The sequence below is a fragment of the Micromonospora sp. U56 genome (genome assembly GCF_018070095.1).
GTDB classification, from domain to species: domain Bacteria; phylum Actinomycetota; class Actinomycetes; order Mycobacteriales; family Micromonosporaceae; genus Micromonospora; species Micromonospora purpureochromogenes.
Window position 1 is genome coordinate 216,458 of the sequence record NZ_JAGPYL010000001.1, and the last position, 26,981, is coordinate 243,438.

General features: G+C 73.5%; 27 protein-coding genes and 1 pseudogene. 14 read left to right on the top strand and 14 right to left on the bottom strand.

Annotated elements, in window-relative coordinates; all coding sequences use genetic code 11:
* Nucleotides 1-30: 30 nt before the first annotated feature.
* Nucleotides 31-816: a DeoR/GlpR family DNA-binding transcription regulator gene (locus tag KBX37_RS01075; protein ID WP_210773721.1), complete on the bottom strand. Its 786-nt coding sequence runs from the start codon at nt 814-816 to the stop codon at nt 31-33.
* 200 nt (nt 817-1,016) lie between these two features.
* Here KBX37_RS01075 and KBX37_RS01080 point away from each other — a divergent pair, with 200 nt between their 5' ends.
* Genes KBX37_RS01080 through nagA form a run of 3 tightly spaced genes read left to right on the top strand, consistent with a single transcriptional unit; the run spans nt 1,017 to nt 3,984 of the window.
* Nucleotides 1,017-1,946, top strand: coding sequence for an SIS domain-containing protein (locus KBX37_RS01080; protein WP_154941487.1), 930 nt, complete (start codon nt 1,017-1,019; stop codon nt 1,944-1,946).
* Nucleotides 1,943-2,872 carry an ROK family protein gene (locus KBX37_RS01085; RefSeq protein ID WP_210773722.1) on the top strand — a complete coding sequence of 310 codons (930 nt, stop codon included), beginning with the start codon at nt 1,943-1,945 and terminating at the stop codon, nt 2,870-2,872. Before KBX37_RS01080 ends, KBX37_RS01085 begins: the two co-directional genes overlap by 4 nt.
* A gap of 2 nt (nt 2,873-2,874) precedes the next feature.
* Nucleotides 2,875-3,984, top strand: a complete 1,110-nt coding sequence (gene nagA, locus KBX37_RS01090; protein ID WP_210773723.1) for an N-acetylglucosamine-6-phosphate deacetylase — start codon at nt 2,875-2,877, stop codon at nt 3,982-3,984.
* Nucleotides 3,985-4,299: 315 nt separating this feature from the next.
* On the opposite strand, the gene KBX37_RS01095 is transcribed toward nagA, so the two are convergent.
* Nucleotides 4,300-5,511, bottom strand: coding sequence for a DUF4032 domain-containing protein (locus KBX37_RS01095; protein WP_210773724.1), 1,212 nt, complete (start codon nt 5,509-5,511; stop codon nt 4,300-4,302).
* A gap of 110 nt (nt 5,512-5,621) precedes the next feature.
* Here KBX37_RS01095 and KBX37_RS01100 point away from each other — a divergent pair, with 110 nt between their 5' ends.
* On the top strand, nt 5,622-6,389 hold the full coding sequence (locus tag KBX37_RS01100; RefSeq protein WP_210773725.1) for a phosphatase PAP2 family protein: 768 nt from the start codon (nt 5,622-5,624) through the stop codon (nt 6,387-6,389).
* A gap of 10 nt (nt 6,390-6,399) precedes the next feature.
* Nucleotides 6,400-7,638 (top strand): APC family permease, encoded by a 1,239-nt coding sequence (locus KBX37_RS01105; protein WP_210773726.1) that lies wholly within the window; start codon nt 6,400-6,402, stop codon nt 7,636-7,638.
* A 6-nt stretch (nt 7,639-7,644) separates the two neighbouring features.
* Here KBX37_RS01105 and KBX37_RS01110 read toward each other — a convergent pair whose 3' ends face one another.
* Nucleotides 7,645-9,426, bottom strand: a complete 1,782-nt coding sequence (locus KBX37_RS01110) for an NAD-binding protein (protein WP_210773727.1) — start codon at nt 9,424-9,426, stop codon at nt 7,645-7,647.
* Between the two features lie 87 nt (nt 9,427-9,513).
* Between KBX37_RS01110 and KBX37_RS01115 the strand changes: the two genes are divergently transcribed.
* From KBX37_RS01115 to KBX37_RS01125, 3 genes are all read left to right on the top strand, one after another.
* Nucleotides 9,514-10,005 (top strand): MSMEG_6728 family protein, encoded by a 492-nt coding sequence (locus tag KBX37_RS01115; protein WP_210773728.1) that lies wholly within the window; start codon nt 9,514-9,516, stop codon nt 10,003-10,005.
* Between the two features lie 38 nt (nt 10,006-10,043).
* Complete coding sequence (locus KBX37_RS01120) at nt 10,044-11,570, top strand: FAD-dependent oxidoreductase (protein ID WP_210773729.1); 1,527 nt, start codon at nt 10,044-10,046, stop codon at nt 11,568-11,570.
* Nucleotides 11,571-11,889: 319 nt separating this feature from the next.
* Nucleotides 11,890-12,333 carry an HNH endonuclease gene (locus KBX37_RS01125; protein WP_154941475.1) on the top strand — a complete coding sequence of 148 codons (444 nt, stop codon included), beginning with the start codon at nt 11,890-11,892 and terminating at the stop codon, nt 12,331-12,333.
* Nucleotides 12,334-12,412: 79 nt separating this feature from the next.
* Here the strand turns inward: KBX37_RS01125 and KBX37_RS01130 are convergent, their stop codons facing one another.
* Nucleotides 12,413-12,775 (bottom strand): TetR/AcrR family transcriptional regulator C-terminal domain-containing protein, encoded by a 363-nt coding sequence (locus tag KBX37_RS01130; RefSeq protein ID WP_210773730.1) that lies wholly within the window; start codon nt 12,773-12,775, stop codon nt 12,413-12,415.
* 56 nt (nt 12,776-12,831) lie between these two features.
* Here KBX37_RS01130 and KBX37_RS01135 point away from each other — a divergent pair, with 56 nt between their 5' ends.
* Nucleotides 12,832-13,422 (top strand): peroxiredoxin-like family protein, encoded by a 591-nt coding sequence (locus KBX37_RS01135; RefSeq protein WP_210773731.1) that lies wholly within the window; start codon nt 12,832-12,834, stop codon nt 13,420-13,422.
* Between the two features lie 105 nt (nt 13,423-13,527).
* Here the strand turns inward: KBX37_RS01135 and KBX37_RS35840 are convergent.
* The 3 genes and pseudogenes from KBX37_RS35840 to KBX37_RS01150 all read right to left on the bottom strand — a co-directional run.
* Nucleotides 13,528-13,705: pseudogene (locus KBX37_RS35840) on the bottom strand (DUF6228 family protein); the annotation flags it as partial.
* A 138-nt stretch (nt 13,706-13,843) separates the two neighbouring features.
* The gene (locus tag KBX37_RS01145) at nt 13,844-14,611 is read right to left on the bottom strand and encodes an enoyl-CoA hydratase/isomerase family protein (RefSeq protein WP_210773732.1); all 768 of its coding nucleotides are present in this window, start codon (nt 14,609-14,611) and stop codon (nt 13,844-13,846) included.
* Nucleotides 14,612-14,722: 111 nt separating this feature from the next.
* On the bottom strand, nt 14,723-17,110 hold the full coding sequence (locus KBX37_RS01150) for a M4 family metallopeptidase (RefSeq protein ID WP_210773733.1): 2,388 nt from the start codon (nt 17,108-17,110) through the stop codon (nt 14,723-14,725).
* Nucleotides 17,111-17,315: 205 nt separating this feature from the next.
* On the opposite strand from KBX37_RS01150, the gene KBX37_RS01155 reads away from it, so the two are divergent.
* A complete protein-coding gene (locus KBX37_RS01155; protein WP_210773734.1) occupies nt 17,316-17,801 on the top strand; it encodes a hypothetical protein in 486 nt (161 codons plus the stop codon).
* 7 nt (nt 17,802-17,808) lie between these two features.
* Here KBX37_RS01155 and KBX37_RS01160 read toward each other — a convergent pair whose 3' ends face one another.
* Nucleotides 17,809-18,693, bottom strand: a complete 885-nt coding sequence (locus KBX37_RS01160; protein ID WP_210773735.1) for a LysR family transcriptional regulator — start codon at nt 18,691-18,693, stop codon at nt 17,809-17,811.
* Between the two features lie 72 nt (nt 18,694-18,765).
* Here KBX37_RS01160 and KBX37_RS01165 point away from each other — a divergent pair, with 72 nt between their 5' ends.
* Nucleotides 18,766-19,428 (top strand): type 1 glutamine amidotransferase domain-containing protein, encoded by a 663-nt coding sequence (locus KBX37_RS01165; protein ID WP_247656780.1) that lies wholly within the window; start codon nt 18,766-18,768, stop codon nt 19,426-19,428.
* Between the two features lie 80 nt (nt 19,429-19,508).
* On the opposite strand, the gene KBX37_RS01170 is transcribed toward KBX37_RS01165, so the two are convergent.
* From KBX37_RS01170 to KBX37_RS01190, 5 genes are all read right to left on the bottom strand, one after another.
* A complete protein-coding gene (locus tag KBX37_RS01170; protein WP_210773736.1) occupies nt 19,509-19,934 on the bottom strand; it encodes an ASCH domain-containing protein in 426 nt (141 codons plus the stop codon).
* Nucleotides 19,935-19,963: 29 nt separating this feature from the next.
* The gene (locus KBX37_RS01175; protein ID WP_210773737.1) at nt 19,964-20,578 is read right to left on the bottom strand and encodes a histidine phosphatase family protein; all 615 of its coding nucleotides are present in this window, start codon (nt 20,576-20,578) and stop codon (nt 19,964-19,966) included.
* 72 nt (nt 20,579-20,650) lie between these two features.
* Nucleotides 20,651-21,316, bottom strand: a complete 666-nt coding sequence (locus KBX37_RS01180) for a DUF998 domain-containing protein (RefSeq protein WP_307848904.1) — start codon at nt 21,314-21,316, stop codon at nt 20,651-20,653.
* Nucleotides 21,317-21,329: 13 nt separating this feature from the next.
* The gene (locus tag KBX37_RS01185; RefSeq protein WP_088964361.1) at nt 21,330-21,749 is read right to left on the bottom strand and encodes a VOC family protein; all 420 of its coding nucleotides are present in this window, start codon (nt 21,747-21,749) and stop codon (nt 21,330-21,332) included.
* Nucleotides 21,750-21,784: 35 nt separating this feature from the next.
* The gene (locus tag KBX37_RS01190; RefSeq protein WP_210773738.1) at nt 21,785-22,189 is read right to left on the bottom strand and encodes a helix-turn-helix domain-containing protein; all 405 of its coding nucleotides are present in this window, start codon (nt 22,187-22,189) and stop codon (nt 21,785-21,787) included.
* A 105-nt stretch (nt 22,190-22,294) separates the two neighbouring features.
* Here KBX37_RS01190 and KBX37_RS01195 point away from each other — a divergent pair, with 105 nt between their 5' ends.
* Nucleotides 22,295-22,522, top strand: coding sequence for a hypothetical protein (locus tag KBX37_RS01195; protein ID WP_210773739.1), 228 nt, complete (start codon nt 22,295-22,297; stop codon nt 22,520-22,522).
* Between the two features lie 43 nt (nt 22,523-22,565).
* Here KBX37_RS01195 and KBX37_RS01200 read toward each other — a convergent pair whose 3' ends face one another.
* Nucleotides 22,566-25,247, bottom strand: coding sequence for a helix-turn-helix transcriptional regulator (locus KBX37_RS01200; protein ID WP_210773740.1), 2,682 nt, complete (start codon nt 25,245-25,247; stop codon nt 22,566-22,568).
* Nucleotides 25,248-25,345: 98 nt separating this feature from the next.
* Here KBX37_RS01200 and KBX37_RS01205 point away from each other — a divergent pair, with 98 nt between their 5' ends.
* The gene (locus KBX37_RS01205; protein WP_210773741.1) at nt 25,346-25,756 is read left to right on the top strand and encodes a hypothetical protein; all 411 of its coding nucleotides are present in this window, start codon (nt 25,346-25,348) and stop codon (nt 25,754-25,756) included.
* Nucleotides 25,757-25,963: 207 nt separating this feature from the next.
* The gene (locus KBX37_RS01210; protein WP_247656781.1) at nt 25,964-26,527 is read left to right on the top strand and encodes a hypothetical protein; all 564 of its coding nucleotides are present in this window, start codon (nt 25,964-25,966) and stop codon (nt 26,525-26,527) included.
* Nucleotides 26,528-26,981: the final 454 nt, after the last annotated feature.

The window sequence follows — 26,981 nt, forward strand, 5'->3', positions numbered from 1 at the left end:
GTCGCTACCGACCGTGTATCAACGAGACACTCAGGCGCAGATGACGTTGACCCCGGCGGCGCGGAACGCCTCCACCACCTCGGTGGACGCCCCGGAGTCGGTCACCAGCGTCTCCACCCGGTCCACCGGGCAGATCCGGGCGAAGGCGTGCCCGCCGAGCTTGGACGAGTCCGCGATGATCACGACGCGCTTGGCCCGGGCCACCATCAGGTTGTTCATCGCCGCCTCGCCCTCGTGGTGGGCGGCGGCGCCGAGCTGCGGGTCGACGGCGTCCACGCCGAGCAGGGCGACGTCCAGGGTGACCTCGCGCAGCAGCGCCCCGCCCAGCGGGCCGACGAGCTCGAACGACTTCGGGCGCACCACCCCGCCGGCGACCACGACCTTCATCCGGGAGCGGACCAGCAGTTCGTTGGCGATGTTCAGGGCGTTCGTCACCACGGTCAACTGGGCGCCCTCGGCGCTGGTGTTCAGGTCGGGGCGGACGGCCAGGGCGCGGGCGACCTCGGTGCTGGTGGTGCCGCCGTTGAGCCCGACCACGGTGCCCGGGGTGACCAGGGCGGCGGCGGCCGCGCCGATCCGCTGCTTCTCGGCGGAGTGCTTCGCGGTCTTGTAGCGCAGCGGCAGGTCGTACGAGACGCCGTTGGCGACCGCGCCGCCCCGGGTCCGGGTGATCATCTGCTGCTGGGCGAGCTGGTCGAAGTCACGGCGGATCGTGGCCTGCGAGACGTCCAGCCGCTCGGCCGCCGCCTCGACGCTGACCCGACCACTGTCGGTCAGCATCTCGAGCAGAGCGTTCCATCTGGCGTACCGGTCCACCGCGGGGGCCTCCGTTGACTCTGCACGAACGGTGATTGATTGCGTGCACAGTAGTGCGCGAAACTACGAGGGCGCAAAACCACCACCTGCGCGATCTGGGAGCTGGTTGCCACGGCCGCCCGGGTTCGCGCAGAATGACGCGCGAAAGGCGGCTGTAATGAGCCGTATTGCGCACCGCCGCCCCTGTGCGAGGAGTTCTCATGGCGTACGTCGACGCGGAGATCGCGAGCCAGCCCGACTGCTGGCGGGAGGCGGCACAGCTCGCCGGCACCGTCGCCGCCGACCTGCCGCGCCCCGGCGAGCGGGTCGCCGTCGTCGGGTGCGGCACCTCCTGGTTCATGGCGTCGGCGTACGCCGGGCTGCGCGAGCGCGCCGGCCACGGCGAGACCGACGCCTTCCAGGCCAGCGAGTTTCCCACCGGCCGCCGCTACGACCGGCTGATCGCGATCACCCGCTCCGGCACCACCACCGAGGTGCTCGACCTGCTCGCCGCGCTCCGCGGGCAGACCCCCACCACGGTCCTCGTCGGCGACCCCGCCTCGCCCGCCACCGGGCTGGCCGACGCGGCGGTGACCATGCCCTTCGCCGACGAGCGGTCGGTGGTGCAGACCCGCTTCGCGACCACCGCCCTGGCGCTGCTCCGCGCCCACCTCGGCGACAACGTCGAGGCACTCGCCGCCGACGCCGAGGTCACCGTCCGGGCCCCGCTGCCGATCGACCCGGCCCGCATCGAGCAGGCCACCTTCCTCGGCCGGGGCTGGACGGTCGGGCTGGCCCAGGAGGCCGCGCTGAAGTGCCGGGAGGCGGCCACCTTCTGGGCCGAGGCGTACCCGGCGATGGACTACCGGCACGGCCCGATCTCGATCGCCGCACCGGGCCGGCTGGTCTGGGCGTTCGGCGAGCTGCCCGAGGGGCTGCCCGAGGACGTGGCGGCCACGGGCGCGGCGTTCGTGCACAGCCGCCACCACGGCTGCCGTACCGTGCTGGGCAGCTGGGCGGCGGGGCGTACCCCGGTCGACCCGATGGCCGACCTGATCCTGGCCCAGCGCTTCGCGGTCGCCCTGGCCACCAGTCGCGGCCTCGACCCGGACGCGCCCCGGCACCTGAGCCGCTCCGTGGTCCTCGCGTGACCGACGCCCCCGACGGTGCCCCCGTCGTCGTCGCACTGGACGTCGGCGGCACCGGGATGAAGTGCGCGCTGGTCCGCCCGGACGGCGCCGTGGTGCACGCCGAACGGCACCCCACCGGCGCCGAGCGCGGCCCCGCCGCCGTGGTCGACACCATCCTGGACGTGGCGGAAGGGCTGGCCGGCAAGGCCCGCGCCGAGGGCCTGACCCCGGTCGCCTGCGGCATCGGGGTGCCGGGGCTGGTGGACGAGGCCGCCGGGGTGGCGGTCTGGTCGTCCAACATCGGCTTCCGGGACGTACCCCTGCGGGAGCTGGCCGCCACGCGGCTCGGACTGCCCACGGCGCTCGGCCACGACGTGCGCGTCGGTGGCCTCGCCGAGAGCCGGCTCGGCGCCGGCCGGGGCGTCGGCCACGTCCTCTTCGTCGCCGTCGGCACCGGCATCGCGACCGCCCACGTGGTCGGCGGTTCGGCCGCCGCCGGGGCGCACGGCGCCGCCGGCGAGCTGGGCCACATCCAGGTACGCCCCGACGGCCCGCGCTGCGGCTGCGGGCGGCCCGGCTGCCTGGAGGCGGTCGCCTCGGCCTCGGCCGTCGGCCGCCGGTACACCGAGCTGGCCGGCACCCCGCTGACCGCCGCCGAGGTGGCCGACCGGGCGGCGGCCGGTGACGAGCTGGCCGGGCAGGTCTGGCGGGAGGCCGTCGAGGCGCTCGCCGACGGGCTCGCCACCGCCCAGGCGCTCTACGACGTGGAGACCATGGTGATCGGCGGCGGGTTGGCCCGGGCCGGCGCGCTGCTGTTCGACCCGCTGCGGGCGGCGCTGCGGGAACGGATGACCTTCCACCGGGAGCCGCGCCTGGTCGCGGCGGCCCTCGGCGACGAGGCCGGCTGCCTCGGCGCCGCCCTGCTCGCCCTCGACAGACTGGAGTAGTGATGGCCCTGCGGGTGAACGGCAAGGTGGTGACCCCGACCGGTGTGATCCGGCAGGGGTGTGTGGAGATCAGCGGCGACCGGATCACCGCGGTCGCCGAGTACCCGGCGAAGCGCGACGGGCACTGGATCGTGCCCGGGTTCGTGGACATGCACACCCACGGCGGCGGCGGGCACACCTTCACCACCGGCGACGCCGACGCCGCCCGCGCGGCGGCCGCCTTCCACCTGCGGCACGGCACCACCACCCTGCTGGCCAGCCTGGTCAGCTCCCCGTTCGCGCTGATGCGGGACGCGACCGCCGCGTTCGCCCCGCTGGTCAGCGAGGGGGTGCTGGCCGGCGTCCACTTCGAGGGGCCGTACCTGTCGGCGACGCGGTGCGGCGCGCAGAACCCGGATTACCTGCGCGACCCCTCCACCGACGAGTTGGCCGAGCTGATCGAGCTGGGCGCGGGCGCGGTGCGGATGGTGACGCTGGCCCCGGAGCGGGCCGGCGCGCTGGAGGCCATCAAGCTGCTCACCTCGCACGCCGTGGTCGCCGCGGTGGGGCACACCGACGCCACGTACGACGAGACCCGGGCCGCCGTGGCGGCGGGCGCGAGCGTCGCCACCCACCTGTTCAACGGCATGCGGCCGCTGCACCACCGCGAGCCCGGCCCGATCGTCGCCCTGCTCGACGCCCCGAACGTGGTCTGCGAGCTGGTCGCCGACGGCGTGCACCTGCACGACGGGATCCTCACCTTCACCACCGCGACCGCCGGCCCGGAGCGGGTCGCGCTGATCACCGACGCGATGGCTGCGGCCGGGATGCCCGACGGCGAGTACGAGCTGGGCGGCCAGGCGGTCACCGTGGCCGACGGGGTGGCCCGGCTCGCCCGCGACGGCGCGATCGCCGGCAGCACCCTGACCATGGACGCCGCGCTGCGGCACGCCGTGGACGCCGGCATCCCGATCGCCGACGCCGTCCGGATGGTGGCCACCACGCCGGCCCGCGCGATCGGCCTCGGCGACCGGCTCGGCGCGCTCCAGGTCGGACTCCGCGCCGACCTCGTCGTGCTCGACGACGAGCTGAACGTGGTTCGGGTGATGCGCGGCGGCTCCTGGCTGGAGTGAGCCCCTCCGTGGGGGCGGCATGCCCCGTCGACTCCCTTTGGAGCTGATGTCGTAGACGAATCACCGGTCATCCCTCGGTGATTCACTCCGTTTCGCCAAGGTGGCGCCATCCCCCGGCCCCGGACACCGCCACACCGGCGAGACGCAGTGGACAGACGCGGCCGGGCAGCCGGCGCGAATCGTTTACGACATCAGCTCCAAAGGACGCGGCACCACACGCGCCGCCCGGTCCGAGCCGACGCCACGGAGCAGGCACGGAGCAGCCACGGAACAGCCTCGGGCGCGAATCGAACCGGGCGGGCAGGGGCCGTGGCGTCAGCCCGCGGTGGGGACCTCGACGCCCAGCACCGCCTGCTCGTCCGGGCGGTGCACCAGCACGTCGGCCAGGTACGACTGCACCGCCGGGCCCATGCCGACGTCCCGGCCGGCCTGCTCGGAGAGCAGCCACTTGTGCTCGATGATCTGCGCGAAGAGCTCCTGCGGCTCCAGCTTGCGGCGCAGGTGCGCCGGCACCGCCCGGACCACCGGCTCGAAGACCTCGGTCAGCCAGCGGTGGGCCGCCTGCTGCTCGTCGGTCAGGTCGCTCTCCACCCGGTACGCGTCCAGGTCGTTGAGCAGCCGGCGGGCCTGGTTCTCCTCGGCGTCCAGGCCGGTCAGCCGGAGCAGCCGCCGGGTGTGGTAGCCGGCGTCGACCACCTTCGGGCGGACCAGGTACCGGCCGTTGTCGACCGTCGACAGGGCCACCTCGGCCACGTCGAAGCCCAGCTCGTTGAGGCGGCGGATCCGCCCCTCGATGTCGTGCCGGGCCTCCCGCTCGACCTGCTGCTCGTAGGTGATCTCGTGCCAGAGCCGCTCGTAGCGCTGCACGACCTCCTCGCAGACCACCTCCGGGTCGATGGACTCGTGCAGCAGCCCGGCGGCCTGGAGGTCGAGCGCCTCGCCGAAGATGTTGACCCGGGCGATCTCCAGGTCCTCGCCGCGCTGGCCGTTGGAGAGCGAGCTGTGCAGGGCACCGGTCTCGGCGTCGACCAGGTAGGCGGCGAACGCGCCGGCGTCCCGGCGGAACAGGGTGTTCGACAGCGAGCAGTCGCCCCAGAAGAAGCCGGTCAGGTGCATCCGGACCAGCAGCGCGGCGAGCGCGTCGAGCAGCCGGCCCATCGTCTCCGGTCGCAGGGTGTGCGAGAAGAGCGCCCGGTAGGGCAGCGAGAACTGCAGGTGCCGGGTGATCAGCACCGACTCCAGAGGTTCCCCGTCCTCGGTCTGCCGGTCGGCGACGATCGCCACCGCCTCGACCGACGGGAAGTCGATCCGCTCCAGGGCACGGAGCAGGTCGTACTCCCGTTCGGCGATCCGCTCGCGGGTCTCCTTGAACGCGTACACGTAGTCACCGAGCCGGACGAACCGGACGATGTGCCGGGAGATGCCCTGGGGCAGCGCCACCAGGTGCTGGGCAGGCCACTGCTCCAGCGGCGTCGACCAGGGAAGATCGAGCAGCGCCGGGTCGACGAGGGCCGAGGTGATCCGCACGGGGACAAGTGTGAAGGGTCGCCCCGCCCAACGCTTCCCTTCGTGGCTCGGCACACAGCCGCCACGGCCCGCGCCGGCCGGTCGCCGCCCGCGGCCGGTAGCGTGATCGCGTGCGGGAGACCACGACGGTACGCGGCGCGTCCCGACCACCGCGGGTACGCCCCGCCGGCTGGTGGTGGGACGCCCTGTTGCTGGCCGGGCTGGTCGGGCTGACCGTGGCGCTCGCCACCGACCATTTCTTCGGCATCGACCGGGCGGTGGCCGACTGGGCCGGGGAGCACCGGCCGGCGGCGGCGTACTGGGTGGCCCGGGTGTTCAACTTCCTCGGCCAGGGCACCCCGTTGACGCTCCTCGCCGCCGGGCTGGGCGTGCTGCTGGCGGTCCGGCTGCGTTCGGTCCGCCCGGTGCTGCCCCCGGTGGCCGCCTTCGCGCTGACCACCCTGACAATCGGGCCACTGAAGGTGTGGACCGCCCGCCCCGCCCCCAGCGCGAGCGCCAAGGAGCCCTTCCTGCCGCCCGACCGAACCCTGCCGCTGTTCCAGCACGACCTGCCGGTGACCTACGCGCAGTCCTACCCGTCGGGCCACGTCGCCAACGCGATCGTCTGGTACGGCGTGCTGGCGCTGCTGATCGCGCCGCTGCTGCGCACCTTCGGCCGGCGGCTGCCGACCTGGCTGGTCACCGTCGTCCGGGTGGTGCCGCCGCTGGTGGTGCTGACCACCACCACCTACCTGGGCTGGCACTGGCTGACCGACTCGGTGGCCGGGCTGCTGCTCGGGCTGCTGCTGGACCGGCTGCTGCACCGGGTGCCCTGGGACGACCTGCCCCTTCCCGGCCGGTTGCGCGCCTGGGACCGTCCGTTCACCTCGATCACCTAGTCTGCTGCCGGTGGAGCGACTGAGGCGCCGGCTGGGCGTACCCGACGCGGTGGTGATCGGGCTGGGGTCGATGCTCGGCGCGGGCGTCTTCGTGGTCTTCGCCCCGGCCGCCGCCGCGGCCGGCGGCGCCGGGCTGCTGGTCGCGCTGGCGCTGGCCGGCTTCATCGCCTTCTGCAACGCGACCAGCTCGGCCCGGCTGGCCGCGCGCTATCCCGAGTCGGGCGGCACGTACGTCTACGGGCGGGAGCGGCTGAACCCGTTCGCCGGCTTCCTGGCCGGCTGGGGATTCGTGGTCGGCAAGACGGCGAGCTGCGCGGCGATGGCGCTGACCATCGGGGCGTACCTCTGGCCCGGGCAGGCCCGGCTGGTCGCCGTCGCCGCCGTGGTCGCGGTGACCGCGGTGAACCTGCGCGGCATCGGCAAGACCGCCGCCGCGACGAAGCTCCTGGTGGTCGTGGTGCTGGCGGTGCTGGCCCTGGTCGCGGTGGCCGGGGTGGCGGCCGGCGACGTCCGGCTCGACCGGCTCACCGAAGCCGGCGGCTCGATCCGGGGCGTGCTCACGGCGGCCGGGCTGCTCTTCTTCGCCTTCGCCGGGTACGCCCGGATCGCCACCCTCGGCGAGGAGGTACGCGACCCGGAGCGGACCATCCCCCGGGCGGTGCCGCTGGCCCTCGGCGTGGTGCTGGCGGTCTACCTGCTCCTCGCCGTGGTCGCGGTCGGCGTGCTCGGGGCCGACCGGCTGGCCGCCTCGGCCGCGCCCCTGGTCGACGTGGTGACCGCCGCCGGGCTGCCCGACCTGGCCTGGCTGGTCCGGGCCGGGGCTACCGTCGCGGTGACCGGGGTGCTGCTCTCCCTGCTCGCCGGCGTCGGCCGGACCCTGCTGGCGATGGCCCGCCGCCACGACCTGCCCGGCGCGCTGGCCACAGTGCACCCGGTCCACCGGGTGCCGCACCGGGCGGAGCTGGCGGTGGCCGCCGTGGTGATCCTGGTGGTCGCGCTCGGCGACGTACGCGGCGCGATCGGCTTCTCCAGCTGCACCGTGCTGGTCTACTACGCGATCACCAACGCGTCGGCGCTGACGCTCGGCCGGGATCCGGCCCGGAAGCTGCCGGTACGGGCGCTGGCCGTCGCGGGGCTGGTCGGCTGCCTGCTGCTCGCGGTCAACCTGCCGCCGGCCAGCGTGCTCGCCGGCTTCGGCGTGCTGGCCCTCGGCGCCGCCTGGTACGCCCTCCGCCACCGGGCCCGCTGACCCGGGTCAGTCCTCCGGCTCGCGGGGCGCGGGCGTGCCGGCCGGCGCGGCGGGCAGCGGGGTGGTCTCGCGCAGCAGCGCGCTCAGCCCGGCCCGCCGGGCGACCACGGTCAGCCGGTCCCCCGAGTTGATCACCATGCGCGGGTCGGCGGACCAGTCCGTCCGCTGCCCGGCCCGGGTGTGCGCGAGCAGGCGCACCTCGCCGGGGCGGGCCACGGCGGCCAGCGGCCGGCCGTCCAGCGGCGCGCCGGCCACCACCGGCACCTCCACCACCAGCAGTGCGTGCCGGTCGACCGGGATGGTGGCGATCACCGCCCGGTCCAGCAGCGCCGCCGCGAACGCGGGCGCGGCCAGGTACGACACGCTGCGCGAGATGCCGATCCCGAACGCCTGCTGGATCCGCTCGGCGAAGTCGCCGTCGAAGAGCCGCAGCACCACCCGCAGCTCGGCGTTGAGCGCCCGGGCGTTGAGCGCGGCGCGCAGGTTGACCCCGTCGTCGGTGGAGACCACCACCAGTGCCTGGCAGGTCTCCACCGAGGCGGACCGCAGGGTCTCCTCCCGGGCCGCGTCCCCGACGATCAGCGGTACGCCCAGCCGACGGGCCAGCGCCGCGCCGCGCGCCTCGGCGGTCCGGTCGATCGCGACCACCTCGACACCGAAGTCGCGCAGCTGGGCCATCACCCGGGTGCCGATGTTGCCCAGCCCCACCACCACGACGTGCCCGGTGCGCTGCGGCTGGATCCGGCCGGCGTGCAGGGCGAGCCGGGCGTTGACGATGCCGTCGACCACCACGGCGGTGATCAGCGGGATCAGCGCCAGCCCGGCGAGGTTGAGCACCACCTGCATGATCTGCGCCGCGGCCGGCTTGGTGACGTCCGGGTCCTGGCCGCTGAGCGTGGTGACCAGGGTCAGGTAGAGCGCCTCGGTCCAGCTCACGTCCACCGCGCGGGAGTTGAGCCAGCCGAGCACCGCGATCACCCCGAGCAGCACCATCACCGCGATGCCGATCTTGCGGGTGGCGAAGCTGCGGACCGCCCGGAGCAGCACCGCGACCGGCTGCCGGCGGCGGCGGGCCCGGACCAGCCGGCGGGCCGCCAGCTCGGTGCCGGCCGGCTGGCCGGTCGCCTCGGCGAGCACCACGTCGGCCGCCGGCTCGTCGGCCGGCAGCACGCGGACCAGGGCCGGATCCGTGGTGACGGCCAGGCCGCAGACGACGTCACCGGCGCGTACGTCCTCGCGGCGGGCCACGTAGAGGGTGCGCCCGGCGTGCCGGAAATGGGTGGGGGCGACCTCGCCGAGAGCGGCGGCCACGAACGCGGGGGCGGCGATGGAGGCGTCGGAGAGCACCGCCGAGTCGGGGAAGAGCTCGCGCAGGCCGTTGGCCAGGCTGGTGTTGAACATGCGCACCACCAGGCGCAGCCGGGGCTCGACCTCCTGGGCGCAGAGCGCCGCGTGCATGTTGCCCACGTCGTCCTGGTGCAGCAGGGCCAGCCCGTCCGCGCCGGCCAGGCCGGCCCGGCGGAAGGCGGCCTCGTCGAGCCGGTCGGCGCGGACGACCTGGATGCCGTCGACGTCGCGGCCGTCCGGCCCCTCGGAGCGACGGCGCTCGGGCACGACGAGTGTGATGCGGACCCGGCCCTGCGCCAGCTCGGTGGCGAGCAACGCCTTGACCACCCAGTAGGCGAGCGGGTCGTTGCCGCAGACGACGTAGTGCGGCCGCGTCTCGCCGTTGGCCCGTAACCGCCAGCCGGTCGCGCGGCGCGCGCGGTCGCGCAGGGGTTCCGCCATGACCGGATCGTAGTCAGCCGGTCGCACCGGGCGCAGCCCCGCTGATCATGAGCGCATGTCGGGGCGCACGCCGGGTAGTGCAGCGGCATGCAGACATTCCTCCCGTACCCGGACTTCCTGGCGAGCGCCCGGACGCTGGACCAGAAGCGGCTGGGCAAGCAGCGGGTGGAGACCATCCAGGTGCTGCGCGGGCTGACCCGGCCCACCTACGGCTGGCGCAACCATCCGGCGGTGAAGATGTGGGCCGGCTACGAGGAGGCGCTCACCCGGTACGGGCTCGACATGTGCGCCGTCTGGTGCGAGCCGGGCCGGGCGGACACCTGCGCCGGCACCATGACCACCGATCTGGCCGCCGCCTGCGGGATCGAGCGGATCCGGACCCAGGCCGAGCTGGCCGGGGCCGGCGAGCTGCCACCCTGGCTGGGCCGGGAGGACCTGCACCTGAGCCACCGCTCGTCGCTGCTGCGCAAGGACCCGGAGCACTACCGGCCGCGGTTCGGCGACATCCCGCCCGACCTGGAGTACGTCTGGCCCGCCTCGGACCGGGAACGGCGCTGTCTGCTGCCGGCCGAGGGCTGACCGGGCAGACTGAGATTTCTTCGGCCGGGAAGGTGCACATGGCGCTGTCACAGATGCTGGGCCGGCTCATCGGCGTACGGCAGCGGGTGGTCGACCCCGGCGGCGGTGGCGCCGCTCGCGTGCCGCGCCCGGTCGAGGCCGTGGTGGTCGGCGGCGGGATCGCCGGCATGTCCGCGGCGGTGGTGCTTGCCGAGCGGGGCGTGGCGGTGACCGTGCTGGAGGCCGCGCCAACGCTCGGCGGCCGGCTCGGCGCCTGGCCGGTGGCCCTGACCGACGGCACCCAGCTCATCGAGCACGGCTTCCACGCGTTCTTCCGGCAGTACTACAACTGGCGGGCGATCCTGCGCCGGGTCGATCCGGGCCTGGGCTTCCTCAAGCCGATCCCCGGGTACCCGATCCTGAGCGGGCAGTGGCCGACGGAGGAGTTCGGCCGACTGCCGCCGGCCGCGCCGCTCAACCTGCTCGCCCTCCTGCTGCGCAGCCCCAGCCTGCGCCTGGCCGACCTGCGCCGGATGGACCGGGACGCCGCGCTGCCGCTGCTCAACTATCACCCGGAACGCACCTACGCCGAGTTCGACACCACCACCGCCGACCAGCTGCTGACCTCGCTGAAGCTGCCGGACCGGGCCCGGGCCATGCTCTTCGAGGTCTTCTCGCACTCGTTCTTCAACCGCGAGGCGGAGATGTCGGCCGCCGAGATGATCGCCCAGTTCCACTTCTACCTGCTCGGCAACCCGGAGGGGCTGGCCTTCGACTGCCCGGACGAGGACTACGCGACGGCGATCTGGCAGCCGCTGACCCGGCACGTCGAGAAGCACGGCGGCCGGGTGGTCACCGAGGCCGCCGTCACCCGGCTGGACCGGGAGCCCGGTGGCTGGCGGGTGCGGACCGCGGACGGCTCGGCGTACCGCGCCGCGCACGTCGTGCTCGCCGTCGACCCGCCGGCGCTGGCCGCCCTGGTCGCGGCCTCCCCCGGCCTGCCCGGGGCGGCGCCCCGGCTGGTGGCGCGGATGCCCGCGTTCGGCCGGCCCGGTCCGCCGTACGCGGTGGCGCGGTACTGGATGGACGGGGACGTCCGCGCCGACCGGGCGGTGTTCAGCGGGGTGTCCCGGCAGCCCACCCTGGACTCGGTGACCCTCTACCACCGGCTGGAGAACTCCTCCCGCCGGTGGGCCGAGCGGACCGGCGGCTCGGTGGTGGAGTTGCACGCGTACGCCTGCGACGAGGGCGTGCCCGCCGAGGAGCTGGCCGAGCGGATGCGGGTCGAGCTGACCACGCTCTGGCCGGAGGCGACCGGGCTGCGGGTCCGCGAGCTGCGCGCCCGGCTGGAGGCCCAGGCCCCGGCGTTCACCCCGGGCAGCCACGCCGACCGGCCAGGGGTACGCACCGACGCGAACGGCCTCTACCTGGCCGGCGACGGCATCCGGACGGAGTTCCCGAGCGCGCTGATGGAGCGTGCGGCGGCCACCGGCATCATCGCCGCCAACCACATCCTGCGGGCCGAGGGCGCGGCTGCCGAGCCGGTCCGGTCCGTCCGGCCGCGCGGGCTGCTGGCCCGACGCTGAGCGCTGGGCCCGTCGGTCTGGTCGGTCTCCGGCTGAGCCGGCCCGGGCGGGCATCGAAATGCGTTGCCGGCCCGCCCGGGCCGCCCTACCGTGATCGCGCAAGGTCAACCAGCCCGCCGGGAGTCAGTCATGTCGTTGTCGCACGTCACGTGCGCGTGGTCGACGCTGCCGCTCGATGGTTGCCGAGCTGAAGGTCACCGGGACGGGTGGCCCGACTGACGCGTGCCCGCACGCGCTCCAGCCGCCCGTCCCCCAGCCGGACCGGGCGGCTTCTCGCTGTCCGGACCGGTCCGCCGCCGATTCGTGAAGGGAGAGCCCGGTGGACGCCGTCCTCGTCATCAACGCCGACCTCGGCCCGCTGCACCGGGTCACCGTCCAGCACGCGATCCGGATGCTGTGCCGCCGGGTCGCCGAGATCCACGAGGCCGAGCCGGACCAGGTGATCGGGGTCTTCCCGGTCCCCCGGGTGGTCCGCCTCGTCCGGTACGTGGTCACCCGCTGGCGGTTCCACGCCGGGCCGGCCTGGTCCCGTGCCGCCGTGCTCCGGCGCGACGACCGGTGCTGCGCGTACTGCGGCGGCCCGGCCAGCACCATCGACCACATCCTGCCCCGCTCGCGCGGCGGCCGGAACACCTGGAAGAACACGACCGCCGCCTGCTACGCCTGCAACCAGCGCAAGGGCGACCGGACGCCGGCCGAGGCGGGCATGCCGCTGCGGCGCGAGCCGGTGACGCCGAGCTGGGCCGCGTTCGCCGGGCGGTGACCCGCCGGCCGGCGGGCACAGGGGGCCGCGTCGGAGGGGTACGCCTCCGGCGCGGCGCCCGCCGGTCCCTCCGCCCCGGTCAGTCCGAGGAGACGGCGAGGCCGCGCAGCAGCAGGTCGAGTCCGCCGTCGAACTCCGCGTCCGGTCCCACCCGCCGGGCGTCGGCGGCGGTGGCCGACAGATGCGGGAACTCCGCCGGGGACAGTCCCGCCATCGCGTCGGTGCCGCTGCCCGAGAGCGGGCCCAGGTGTTCGAGCTGGATCGCGCCGATGGCGTACGCGAGCAGGGCGCGCAGCGCGACCACCCGGCGGGTGCCGGCGAAGCCCGCCTCGGCGAGGACGCCGAGCACGGTCTCCGTCCAGCGCAGCACGGTCGGCGACCGGTGCCGGTGCACGGGGAGCAGCGGCACGACGGCGGGATGTCCGCCGATCGCGGTCCGCATCCCCGTAAGCCTAACCCTGTAGGAGTACGTCGTACGCCTACGATAGGGAGGCAACCATGCCCCGCCCGTCCGCCCTCGGATCGACCGTGTCCCGCCGTCGGCTCACCCCGGTCTCCGGCCCGCCGGTCGCCGTCCCCGACGCCGAACGCCTGGTCCACCTCCAGTTCCGCCGGTTCGCCGGCTGCCCGGTCTGCAACCTGCACCTGCGCTCGATCGTCCGCCGGCACGCCGAGATCGAAGCGGCCGGTGTACGCGAGGTGGTGGTCTTCCACCCCCCCGCCGACGAACTGCGGGAACACATCGACGACCTGCCCTTCGCCGTCATCGCCGACCCCGACAAGCGGCTCTACCGCGAGTTCGGCGTCGAGCCGTCCGTGCGCGCACTGCTCAGCCCGCGCGCCTGGCTGCCGATCCTGCGCGCGGTGTTGCGCAGCTCGTGGGCCGTCCTGCGGGGCCGGGAGCGCCCACCGGCGGCCGTCCCGCACGGCGGGCGGTTCGGGCTCCCCGCCGACTTCCTGATCGCGCCGGACGGCTCGGTCCTGGCGAGCAGGCACGGCGAGCACGTCTACGACCAGTGGTCGGTCGACGAGCTGCTGAGGCTCGTCACGTCGCCTTCGACTCCGCCGGCTCCCCGGGCCGGCGGCTGACGACCCCCACCCGTCCTCACCGCCGAAGCTCGCTGCCGCCCGGACTGGCCGGCCCGCCGGAGGGAGAGGGGTTGCCGACGCTACAGACCTGATGTCGTAAACGACTCACGGCTTGGCCAGGAACTCGCGGAGGTCCGCGGCGAGGCGGCTCAGCTGCTCGCCGGCCTTGAGCCAGGTGGTGATCGACGCCGCCACGCGTCCGAACGCGACATCCAGGCTGGAGATCCCAGGTCAGTGCGACGTGGCCAGCGGCCAGCTGACCGATGACATCAGGAAGCCAGGCGATTCGTCCTCGTCATCAGGTCCGTAGCGCCCGGGAGGTGTGCCGGGCCGGCCCCTCGAACCGACGGGACGACGATCAGGAGCGGACCACGCAGCGCATCGGGCGATGGACGTACCGGTGGATCGGGGCGCGCGGCGGTCAGGGGCGGTCCGACGGCGACCAGGCGAAGTTCGGCGCGCGTCGCTCGCGGTGGGCGGCGACCCCCTCGCGGGCCTCGCCGCTGTCCCGCACCTTCCGGTGCCACCAGGCGATCCGGGCCGGCCCGGCCCGGTCGTCGACGATCTCCTTGGCGGCGGCGACGCTGAGCTGCGAGCGCTGCGCGATGGCGGTGGTGATCGCGGCCACCCGGCCGGCCAGGTCGTCGACCACCTCGTCCACCAGGCCGACCCGCAGCGCCCGCTCGGCGTCGATCAGCTCGGCGGTGAAGAGCAGGAACTTCGCCGTCGCCGGGCCGACCAGCCGGGTCAGCCGGCGGGTGGTCGGGGCCGGGTAGACCAGCCCGAGCCGGGCCGGCGGCACGCCGAAGCGGGCGTCCGGGGCGGCGACCCGCAGGTCGCAGGCCACGGCGAGCTGGCAACCACCGCCGACGCAGGGCCCCTGCACGGCGGCGACCGTCGGCTTGGCGAAGGCGGCCAGCCGTTCCTCGGCGACGACCGCGATGCTGTGGTCGCCGGCGTCCAGCAACTCGTCCAGGTCGCCCAGGTCGGCGCCGGCGCAGAAGGTGCCGTCCGCGCCGGTGAGCACCAGGGCGCGCACCGCCGGGTCGGCCTCCAGGGCGTCGAGCAGCACCGGCAGTCGCCGCCACATGTCCAGGGTCATCGCGTTGCGCCGGGCCGGGTTCCGGATCGTCACCGTCGCCACCGCGCCGGTCACCTCGACGGTCAGCTCCGCGTCCGACACCGACACCACCCCTTCCGCCGGCCGGCGCGCGCCGACCCGGTCCGGCGACCATAACGGCGCGGGCCCGACGACCACCCGCGAGGGGTGGCCGCCGGGCCCGCCGACGGCGAGGTCAGGTCAGGAGACGTTGACCGCGGTGTCGTCGACCACGAAGGACGTCTGGAGCGAGGAGTCCTCGGTGCCGGTGAACTTCAGGGTGACGGTCTGGCCGGCGTACGAGGCCAGCGAGAACGACTTCTGCGAGTACCCGGCGGCCTTGTTCAGGTTCGAGTAGGTCGCCAGGGTCGCCAGCACCGTCCCGGAGGAGTTGAGCACCTGCACCTTGAACGTGTCGTACGCGGTGCCGGTGGTGGTCTCCGCCGAGTCGATGTGCAGCCAGAAGGTGAAGTTGTACGACGTGCAACCGGCCGGCAGGGTCACCGCCTGCGAGAGCGTGTCGGTGTGGGTGCTGCCGTAGCCGTCCAGCCAGGCGTTGCGGGTGCCGGTACGGGCGGGCTGGCCGGTGAACGAGCCGATGACGCCCGAGGTCGACGCCCACGGGGTGGTGCCGGACTCGAAGCCGGGGTTGCCGAGCTTCTGGCCGGCGCCGGTGCAGCCGCCACCGGTGCCGTTGACGGTCAGCGTGTAGGTCGCCGTCCGGTTCACCGAGCCGGCGCCGGTCACGGTCACCGGGTAGGTGCCGGCCGGGGTGCCGGCCGAGGTGGCGATGGTCAGCGTCGACGAGCCGCCCGAGGTGACCGAGGTGGGGCTGAACGTGGCGGTGGCGCCGGTCGGCAGGCCCGACGCGGAGAACGTCACGGTCTGCGCGGTGCCACCGGTGGTGGCGGTGGCGACGGTGGTCGAGATCGAGCCGCCCGCGGTCACCGAGCCGGAGGTCGGGGAGAGCGAGACGGAGAAGTCGTTACCGGTCGACGAGCAGGGCGCGTCGTTGCCGGAGACGGCCACCGCGGTCCACGCCGCCTGGACGGCCTTGTACTCGGTGGAGCAGTTGCCGTACAGGTCGGTCGCCGCGCGCAACGTGTAGGCCCGGGCGGTGTTCGACGGCGTGGTGGTGTTGACGTACGAGGTGTTGGAGGTGAAGTACACGTCCAGGGCGCGGTACCAGATCTTCTCCGCCTTGGCCCGGCCGATGCCGGTCACCGCCGGGGCGGAGCCGCAGATCGGCGAGGTGCCGTACGGGGTGGCACCGGTGCCCTCGGCCAGGTTGAAGAAGAAGTGGTTGGCCGGGCCGGACGAGTAGTGCACGTCCTTGTTCTTGGTGCCGGTGGTCCAGCAACGGTCGGACGAGCCGTCCAGCGCCGGGTCGTACATGTAGCGCAACGGCGTGCCGTTGCCGTTGATGTTGATCTTCTCACCGACCTGGTAGTCACCCGGGTCGACGGTGGTGTTGGCGTAGAACTCGACCATGTTGCCGAAGATGTCGCTGGTGGCCTCGTTGATGCCGCCGGACTCGCCGGAGTAGGTCAGGCCGCCGGACACCAGGCTCTCGGTCACACCGTGGGCCATCTCGTGACCGGCCACGTCGAGCGAGACCAGCGGGCGGGAGTTGCCGGAACCGTCGCCGTACGTCATCCGGGAGCCGTCCCAGAAGGCGTTGACGTAGTTGTTGCCGTAGTGCACCCGGCTGGGCACGCCGCGGCCGTCGCCGAAGATGCCGTTGCGGCCGTGCACGTTCTTGAAGTAGTCGAACGTCTTGGCCGCGCCGAAGTGCGCGTCGACGCCGGCCCGCTGGCGGGTGTTGGTGTCACCCCAGCTGTTGTCGGTGTTGGTGAACGTCGTGCAGGTCGACGTGCCCTGGTTCATGTCGCAGGTGCTGCCGTTGCCGTGCGACGGGTCGATCATCTGGTACGTGCTGCCGGAGAGCGTGGTGTCGATGGCGACCGTGCCGGAGTAGACGCTCTGGCCCGTGCCCGCGACCATCTCGATCTCGTCGTACGAGCCGATCACCTTGCCGTTGACGGCGTCGCTGATGACGTGCAGCCGGGACGGGGTCTGGCCGTCGGTGTGCCAGCCGGAGAGCACCGTCTCGTAGGCGAGGCGGCCGGTGCCGGAGCTGGCGTCGACGAAGAGCTCCGGGGCGCCGACGCTCTCCAGCTTGCCGGAGAACGCCTTCCTGGCCGTCGCCTTGGCTCTGGCCGGCGTGACCTTCGGCGCGGTGCCGAGGGTGAGCGGCGCGGCGAGGCCGACCGAGGAGCCGGCGTAGCCGCCGGTGGGCGTCGTGTGGATGACGAAGTCGCCACCGTAGACGCGCAGGCCCTGGTAGGTCCGGGTGTAGCGGGTGTGCGCCGCGCCGTTCGCGTCCACCTTCGTGCGGACCGCCTGGTACGACTCTCCGCTGACGCCCTGGACGGCGCCGGGGTTGTTGCGGAGCAGGCTTTCGGCACGAGCTGCGGGTGAGGTGTCCGGGGCGGGGGCGCTAGGGGCCGCCTGCGCTGCGGTGGCGACGCAGGTCAGCATGCCGCTGGTAAGCAGCGCTGCGCTGACGGCGGCGAGGGTTCTTCTCACGTGCCCTCCTGACAAGGAAGATGTGACGGGGGTAGTCACGCATGTAAATATGCAGATACATCGAAGAAAAGAGAAGAGGGGAAGCGCTTCCATCCCGCGACACTGGCCGAACGGAGGATGAGCCCTGGTGAGGGAACCCGGCGGCATCGATGCACGTCCGAACGGCATGAGATCATCCGTCCTGGCCATTGTCAAGATCGTAACTGTGGCCAGCCTCCTGACCGGCTGCTCAGCAACCGGTTCCGGTTCACCTGCGCCGGCGCCGGACACCCCCACCGGTGGGGCCGCCACGGCCACGCCGGGCAGCACCACGCCGGGCGGCACCGCCAGCGGCGCCCCCGCCGCGACCGCCTCCCGGGTGACGCTGACCCGCAGCGGCGGCATCGCGGGCGGCGCGGACACCGTCACCGTGGAACCGGACGGCCGGTGGACGGCGACCGGTCGCACCGGCGCGACCCGGACCGGTCAGCTCGCCCCGGCCGACCTCGACCGGCTGCGCGCGCTGGCGGGCAGCGCCCCCAGCGGCGGCGGCCCCGGCCGCCCCGACGTGCGCTGCGCGGACACCTACACCTACCGGCTGACCATCGGCGCGAACACGGTCGAGTGGACCGACTGCCCGAGCGGCCCCCAGCCGCCGGCCGCCGCCTCCGCCCTGGCCGACCTCCTGCTCCGGGCCGGCGCCCTGCGCTGACGCCGGGCTACCAGCCGGCCGCCGCCATGAGCAGCGCCCGCCGCACCGCCTGCACCTCGCGCCGCCCCGCCACCGCCGGCCGGGCGGCCAGGAAGAGGGTGTTGAGCGGCGGCACCGCCGGGCTCGACAGCGGCCGCAGCGCGCCGGAGGCCAGCTCATCGCGACACAGGTACGTCGGCAGCACGCTCGCCCCGGCGCCGGCCACCACGGCCGCCAGCACCGCGCGCAGGTCGGCCACCACCAGGCTGGGCGTACGGGTGAGTCGGGTGTCGAAGACCGTCCGCCACCAGCGGCGCAGGATCGGCGCCTCCTCCGCATAGGCGACCAGCGGCACGTCCCGCAGGGCCTGCGGGGTCAGCGGGTCCGGCAGCCGCTCGCCCCAGGCGGGCGCGGCGACCAGCGCGAACTCCTCGTCGTAGAGCGGCTCGACGGCCAGCCCCCGCCGCCGGGGGCGCACGCTGCTCACCACCAGGTCCAGCCGGCCGGCGGCGACCTCGTCCAGGAGCTGCTCGGGCAGCCCCGCGGAGACCCGCAGCTCCAGCCCCTCGGCGACCAGACCGGCCACCGCCGGCAGCGCCAACTCCGCGAGGAACTCGGCCGGCCCGCCGAGGAAGACCGTCCGCGGGTACGGCGTGGCCGTGTCGTCGGCGAGCACGGCGTCGAGGCGGTCCAGCGGATCGGCCACCCGGCGGGCCAGCTCGTCGCCGGCCGGGGTGGGCAGCACGCCCCTCGGCACCCGGTCGAAGAGCGGCCGGCCCACCGCCTCCTCCAGCGCGCGGATCTGGGCGGTGACCGTCGGCTGGGCCAGCCCGAGCAGCTCCGCGGCGGCGGTGATGGAACCGGACCGGTGCACGGTCAGGAAGCTGCGGAGCAGGTCGAGCGACACCTTCACATCAGCAAACCTATCGCCGCTGTGTGGTTCGCCTATTGGTCAGCTATGGATTCGCGCGCCAGCATGGTCGACATGACACGTGTACTCATCGCTCTGACCAGCCACCGCCAGCTCGGCACCACGGGCCGCGAGACCGGCTTCTACGTCGGCGAGGCCGCGGAGCCGTGGGAGGTGTTCCGGGCCGCCGGCTGGGACGTCGACCTGGTCTCGGTGGCCGGCGGCCAGCCGCCGCTGGACGGCCGGGACGAGAACGACCGGACCCAGAACGACTTCCTGGCCACCGCCGGCGTGGAGCACACCCCGAAGGCCGCGGACGTCGACCCGACCCGGTACGACGTGATCGTCTTCGCCGGCGGTCACGGCACCATGTGGGACTTCCCGAACGACCCGGACCTGGCGCGCATCGCCGCGACCGTCTACGAGCGGGGCGGGGTCGTCTCGGCGGTCTGCCACGGCCCGTCCGCGCTGGTGAACCTGAAGCTCTCCGACGGCTCCCACCTGGTGGCGGGCAAGCGGGTGGCCGGCTTCACCAACGACGAGGAGAACGCCGTGGGCCTCAGCGACGAGGTCCCCTTCCTGCTGGCCGACAAGCTCACCGAGGCCGGCGCCGTCCACGTGCCGGCGCCGAACTTCACCGAACACGTCGTCGTCGACGGCCGCCTGGTCACCGGCCAGAACCCACAGTCCGCCCGGGCCATGGCCGAAGCCGTCGTCAGGACCGTCGCCTCCCGCTGACCCCCCTCGGCGGGCGCGGACGCCCGGAAGGAGTGGCTGTTCCGGTGGGACGGCCACTCCTTCCGGGGACGGTTCGGCCGTCAGAGGCGCTGGAGGAGGCGGAAGCGTACGGCGACCGCGAGGGTGTCGTCGGTGACGGTGAAGTCGGGGTCGCCGAGCCAACCCCGGTAGTCGGGGCCGTGCCAGTACGTCTCGTGCCCGGCGCGCCAGGCGGCGACGGAGTCGTACCCCTCGCCCTCGTCCCGGGCGTGGTCCAGGTCGACGTCGCCGAGCCGGACGAGGCGTACCTCGGTCAGCTCGATGATCGCGACCGGACGGTCGGCGGAGTCGACCACCACCGAGCGGGCACCGACCACCGGCAGCGGCTCGCCGTCGCGCTCGTGGTCCTGGAACAGACCGGTGGTGGAGGTCTTCGCGCCGGAGAGGACGGCTGCGACGAGCTGGTCCCGCAGCGGCCCCGGGAAGGCGAACTCGGTCTTCGGCAGGTCGGGCGGCGGCGTCGTCATCCGGCGACCGTAGCCGGCACCGCGCCCGGTCACACCCGATAATCGCTGGGCAGTCCGGTGCCGCGCAGCTCGGGTGGCAGGTGGGACACGTCGTTGAAGGCGATCAGGCTGGGCGGCCCGGTCGAGCTGTAGCGGATCACGGTCAGCCCGGCATTGTGGTGGTTGAGGCCCAGCCAGCGCCGCTCCGGGGCGCCCAGGGCGTGCCGGACCAGCCAGGCGATCAGGAAGTTGTGCGTGATCACCAGCTCGCGGACGTCACCGTCGAGCGGGGCGGTGGCGAACCGGGCGACGGCCTCTGCCGCCAGTCGCGGCCCGTCGGCCCGCTCGCGCGCCGAGAAGCCGGCCAGGAAACTCGCGTACGTCACCGGCAGCCCGGCCGGGTCGGTGTCGTGCGGCAGGTGATCGCCGGCCAGCTCCGTCGCGTACACCGGGACCGTCGGCAGTGACCCGGCGACCAGCTCGGCGGTCTCGACGGCCCGGCGCAGCGGGCCGTGGTGGACGGCGCGCAACGGTACGGCCCGCAGTCGCTGACCGAGCAGCGCGGCCTGCCGGCGGCCCCGCTCGGAGAGCCCCACCTCCGGCGACTCGATCTCCGGGCGGTCCTGCTCGCCGTGCCGGGCCAGGTAGAGCAGCCGGGTGGCCATCGTCGTCTCCTCGTGGGGCCGGGAGGCGCGATGCTAACCCGCGCCTCCCGGCCGTCGCCGCCCCGATCACGCTCAGCGAGGCGACCGTCGCAGCGCCGCCGCGAACATCGCGGTCACCCAGGCCCAGCCGGCGGTCACCGCCAGATCGAAGGCGACCATGGCCACCGGGCCGGGCCGGACCATCAGCGCGCCCCAGGCGAGCGCGAAGAACACCCCGGTCGCGATGCTGGTGACGGCCCACCCCCGGTCGCCGTCGCGGGCGGCCCGGCGGCCGGCGACGACGGTCGCCACGATCAGCGACCCGAAGGCGACCGCCGCCGCGAGGAAGTGCAGCCCGCCGTGCCAGCTGATCTGCCCGGGCCCGCGCGGCGTGCCGGCCGGGAAGCCGTCGGCCGGGTCGGCGCTGAAGACCCCGGCCGCCATCAGGCCGAACCCCCAGAGGGCGAGCAGCCGGGGCAGCCAGGTCGAGCCGGTCACCGGCCGGCGGCGCACCGCGGCGGCGGCGCCGACGCAGAGCGCACCAGTGGCCAGGAAGGTGGCGATCTGGAGCCAACCCAGGTCGCCCGTGCTCAACATGCTGACCGGGTGCCGCCGGAAGTCGAAGCCGTCCCGGGTGACGCCCTGGGCCAGCGCGGACACGGCGAAGACCGGGCCGGCGAGGATGCCGCCGACCAGCAGGGCCCGGTCCCGGCCGAGGGCGGCCGGTCCGGCGGCGGGCAGGGTGATCGCGTCGGTCACAGCCCGGCTCCCCTCAGGCCCGGGGGAACATCTGGCCGATACGGATCTTGTTGCCGAACGGGTCCCGGATGCCGAAGTCGATCCCGTACGGGCGCTCCTCCGGCTCGTCGGTGATCTCGACACCCTTGGCGACCAGGTCCTCGTGCGTCTTGCGGGCGTCGTCGGTGGTCATGAAGAGGTAGCCACCCAGCGCCCCCTTGGTGAGCAGCTCCCGAACCTGCTCGGCGGTGGCCGGGTCCAGGGCGGGCGGCCCTGGCTTCTCCAGCAGGATCTCGCGCTCCGGGTCGCCGGGCAGGTTGACCGTGAGCCAGCGCATGAAGCCGAGGTCCTGGTCGGTGTTGACCTCCATGCCGAGCTTGCCGACGTAGAAGTCGAGGGCCTCGTCCTGGTCGAGGACGTAGATCTGGGAGCGGCTGATCGCGTTCATCGTCATGCCCATCACGCTAGAGGGTGGGCCTGACCTGCCGCTTATCCAAAACTGCTGGGTCTGGTCCAGGCCTTGGTGAAGCAGCTCGGCACGGTCGCGGCGGCGGCCGACCGGCGCCTGCGGAAGTCGCTCGGCGACTCGCCGACGATCTGCCGGAACGTCCGGCTGAACGTCCCGAGGCTGCTGAAGCCGACCGCGAAGCAGATGTCGGTGACGTCCCGCTCGCTCTCGATCAGCATCGACATCGCGCGCTCCACCCGCCGCCGTTGCAGGTAGCGGTGCGGGGTCTCGCCGAAGGTGGCGCGGAAGGTCCGGATGAAGTGCGCCTCGGAGACGAGCGCTATCCGGGCCAGCGCCGGGATGTCCAGCGGCTCGGCGTACGCCCGGTCCATGGCGTCCCGGGCGCGCAGCATGGCCCGGTTCGACTCCTCCACCGCACGACTCATCGGCCCCCACCCGTCGTCCCCGCCGTGAGCGCCAGGCTATCGCCGTCGCCTGCCGCCGGCACCGAGGGACAACGCAACGGTATCTATCGATGCAACAATCTTATTGTGAACGAGGTTTCCGAATTCCCCACCGTCCGGTACTTCGCCACGGCGAACCCCGTCGGGCCCGGCCAGGACGACGTACCGGCGCTGCTCCGGCGGGTCGCGGACACCATCGAGGAGCTCGGGCCGGTGTGGATCCAGGACGTGACCTTCGAGAACGAGATCAACGAACACGGTGACTGGTACTCGCTCACCGTCTACTTCCACGAGGAGTCGAACGGCGGCGAGTGAGGCGGTTCCCACGCGCGGCCGCCCGCCACCGGCGGCGCGGACGTCAGCAGTCGATCGACGAGGACCGGACGATGGCGGCCAGCTGGGACCGGGAGGTGATGCCCAGCTTGGGGAACGCCTTGTAGAGGTGGTAGCCGACCGTCCGCGGGCTGAGGAAGAGCTGGGCGCCGATGTCGCGGTTGGAGGCGTCACCGGCCGCCAGCCGTACGACTTCCCGTTCCTGAGGAGTGAGGACACTGAGCGGGTCGCCGGCCCTGCGTGGCGCGGCCGGCACGTCCCCGGTCGCACGCAGCTCGGCACGGGCCCGCCCGGCCCACAGCTCCGCACCGAGCCGATCGAAGATCTCCAGTGCGCCACGTAGCTGTGCCCGGGCGTCCGCCCGCCTTCGGGCCCGTCGCAGCCACTCGCCGTAGGCGAGCCGCGTCCTCGCCTGTTCGTATGGTTGATCGCCGCTCTCGTGGACCCGAACGGCCGCCACGAAGTGCGCTTCATCCTGCTCGACGAGGGCCCGGCAGCGTAGGGCGATCGCGTCCGATGCCGGCTGACCGACGAGCCGCGCCCAGGTCAGGTAGCGCTCCAGCGGCTCCTTGGCCCGTTCCGGCTGGTCACTGCGGACGGCTGCCTCGATCTGGTCGGCGGCGCAGAGGACTCCGATTCCCGTCGGCGGGATGGCCGCCAACTGCCGCAGGGCGGCCTCCGGGTGTCCCAGTCCGAGTTCGAGCCGGCCGAGCGCCCAGCGGCCGATGCTCGCGGCGAGGACCAGCCCGTGGTCGTCGGCTCGCCGGACACCTTCCTCGGCCTTCTCGCGACACCCCGGCACGTCCGCCTGATGCGCGAGCACCCAGGCGATGCAGCTGGTGAGGTGGGTGACCCGGTGCTCGTGACCCAGCTCCGTCGCCAGCCGCAGCCCCGCGTCGAGCGTCGCCAGCGCCTCGCCGTACGAGCAGAGCAATCCCTGTGCGAAACCATGGTCCTGCAGCGCGAACGCCAGCCAGCCGATCATGCCGCTCTGCTGGCATTCCGCCACCACCCGTCCGGCGATCTCTGCGCAGAGGGCGGCACGGCCCGCGGGAAGGCAGACACCGGCGGTGAAGGTCAGCCCGGGCACGCCCAGCCCGGCGAGCGCAGGTAGGTCGAGCACCTCGCTGATGAGCTTGATTCCGCCGGAGATGTCGCCGCGCAGCAGCCGGCTCAGCCCGCTCGCCTGGCTGGCCAGCGGCGAACCGGGAAGCGCATGGAGCTTCGCGGCTGCCTGCTCCGCCAGCCGCGGGTCGCCCGCGAACCAGGCGCAGCGGACGGCCTCCACCAGCAGCCAGTGCGCCTGCTCGGTGGCGTGGGCCGCTACGCGCGGGACGGTGTCCATGAGGATGCGGCCCGCCGCCAGCGGGGTGCCCAACTCGAATTCGCGATGGGTGCGTACCTGGGTCAGCGCCAGGATCATCGTGGGGTCGTCCACGTCCGGGGTGGCGCTGTCGGCGAGTGCGGCGGCACGGCGCATCAGGCCGGCGTCGCTCGCGGCCAGCGCTGCGGCGGCCAGCCGCGCGGATCGGCGTACCGGGTCGGCGGTGAGCTCGGCGGCTCGTTCGTAGGCGGCCGCCATCGCGGCGTGCCCGCCACGGGTACGGGCGCGGCCCGCCGCCTCCTCCAACTGTTCCGCGACGTCCTCGTCGGGACCGAGCGCGGCGGCGGCCAGGTGCCAGGTCCGCCGGTCAGCGGCATCCGGCGCGGTCGAACTGGTCAGCGCGTCGGCAAGGGCGCGATGTACGGCGAGGCGTCGACTGACGGAAGCGCCGTGATAGGCGGCAGCCCTGATCAGGGGGTGACGGAAACCGACGACCGACCCGCTGATCTCGATCAGCCGGCTCCGCTCGGCCGCTTCGAGACCGTGGAGGGACGCACCGGCCGCGACCAGCGTCGCAAGCTCACCGGAGCCGTCCGCCGCCGCGATCAGCAGCGCGGTGCGCGCGTGCTCGGGAAGCTCCGCCATCTGCGCGTGGAACGCCGCCTGGACGCGATCGGCCACCGGCATCGCACCCACCGGCGACAATCGTCCCGCCCGCTGTTCGGGGCTGAGCGCGGCGGGCAACTCGATGAGCGCCAGCGGGTTGCCGTCCGACTCCTGGATGAGGCGCTCCCGCACCTGGGGAGGAAGGTCGGCCGGGAGCAGGGCGGCGGCCGCGGTGCCGTCCAGGCCGCCCAGCCGCAGCTCGTCGAGCCCCGGGGCAGGGAAATCCGGGCGAGCGGCAAAGATCATGGCGATGCCGTCCGCCTCCAGCCGACGCGCGGCGAAGACGAGGGCGTCGGTGGACGCCTGGTCGAACCACTGCGCGTCGTCGATGAGACAGAGCAGCGCGCCGTCCCCGGCCAGCTCGGACAGCAGGCTCAGCGTGGCCAGTCCGACCAGGAACCGGCTTTCCGGCGGGGCGTCGCCCAACCCAAGTGCACCGCGGAGCGCGGCGGCCTGCGGGTCGGGCAGCGCGTGGATCCGGTCGAGCCCGGTGCGCAGGAGCAGGTGGAGTGCGGCGAACGGCAGTGCCGCCTCGGACTCGACACCGACACCGCGCAACACCCGCATGCCGGCTGCCCGCCCGGCGGCGTACTCGAGGAGCGCCGACTTGCCGATCCCCGCCGGACCGCGCATCACCAACGTGCCGCTGTGACCGTTCCGGGCGCCTTCCAACAGCCGTTCGATCTCGGCTTGTTCCCTGGCCCGCCCGTGCAGCACGCCTGGCAACCTACCGTCACGACGACTGATTCGCCGATCGCGCCGACCTCCGTAGCTTCGTGATCACACGCATGTCAGCACCACGAAGGGACCCCGAGATGGTTACCGCCGCCAGCACCGTCCAGACCACCGACGACGCCAAGCTGCTCCGCTTCGCCCTCAAGCAGGACGCGATCGGCTCGGGTGCCAACGGGATCGTCTACCTCGCCGCCGCGGCGATCTTCGGCGAGATGTTCGGCCTTCCCGCCGCGTTCCTCTACCCGGTCGGCGCGTTTCTGGTCGCTTTCGCGGCCGCGCTGCTCTTCCTCGCGTCGAAGCCGAGGGTGAGCAGGCCTGCCGTGGCTGTCGTGATCGCCGTCAACACCGCATGGGTGGTCGCGAGCGTGGAGCTGCTCATCGCCGGGTGGTTCCCGCTGACCGGCCTCGGCACCGCACTCGTGATCGCACAGGCGGTGGTGGTCGCCGGCTTCACCGCTCTGCAGCTCGCCGGCCTCCGCAGGACGCTCTGAATTCGCCGTGCCTCCGGTGCCCGCCCCGTGACGAGCGGGCACCGGTACGCATCGGGACGCTGCACCCGGCGGGAAACCGATGACATGGCCTGAGCGACGCCGACCGCGACTCGCGTCCACTCCAATGTGAACTTTCTTCAAAAGGTTTGCCCTGCTAGCTGCGGGTACGAAACAGACGCAAGGCAACCGACAGGAAGGAAACAGCTCATGCGCTTAGCACGCCTCGGCACCACTGTCGCTGCGCTCGCGGCGGGAGCGGGTCTCGTCCTCGGCGGGACCGGAGTGGCTCAGGCCGCCCCGGTGACGCAGCAAGCTCCAGCCGTCGCACCCGCGGCGTCCACGTTGGCCACCCCGGTCACGGGTAGCTTCACTGACTCCCTCGGCGGTACCGGCACCTTCGCCGGTACGTTCACGCCCACTCGTTTCGTCAACCAGAACGGCCAGCTCGCCGCCGTCGGCACGCTTACCGGCACCCTGACCAACTCGGTGGGGAGCACCCTCGGCACCGTGACGCAGCAGGTCACCACGCCCCTGCAGGCCAGCGGTACCTGCGACATCCTGCACCTGAACCTCGGGCCGCTGGATCTTGACCTGCTCGGCCTTCAGGTCCACCTGGACGAGGTCGTGCTGGACATCACCGCCCAGCAGGGTCCGGGCAACCTGCTCGGCAACCTGCTCTGCGCGGTCGCCGGCCTGCTCGACAATCCTGGCGGTGGCGCGCTGAACGGCGTCGTCGCCCTGCTCAACCGGATCCTGTCCCTGCTCGGCTGAGCATCAATACCGCACCACTCGGGGAGCTGAGGGTAAAGGCCGCCGGCAGAGCCGGCGGCCTTTACCGCGTCCGCGGCGAGCTGGTCGGTCTTCACTGGTCGGATGTCGACCTGGACGAGGGCGCACTGCGGGTTCAGCAGACCGTGTAGCGGGTTGCCGGGCAGCTCCACGTCCTGGCCGCCGAGACCCGAGGTCACCTGGCTCACCCTGCTCGAACCCGGCACGCCGACGTTGCTAATGAGAGCTACCGGGTCGGTTGCGGCAGACTCGGTTCCGGTAGCCGCTGGTGGGTGAGCACTCGCCGTTGCAGGACGCGTCGCAGTCCTATTGATGCGATGAAGGAGCGGGGCCTCCGCTCCTCGTGACAGTCACCCTGGTCAGGGGTTTCCCTGGGGTTGTCACGACGTACCACGACGAAGGAGGCCCCTGTGGACGAGTATGACGGCCGGCAGTA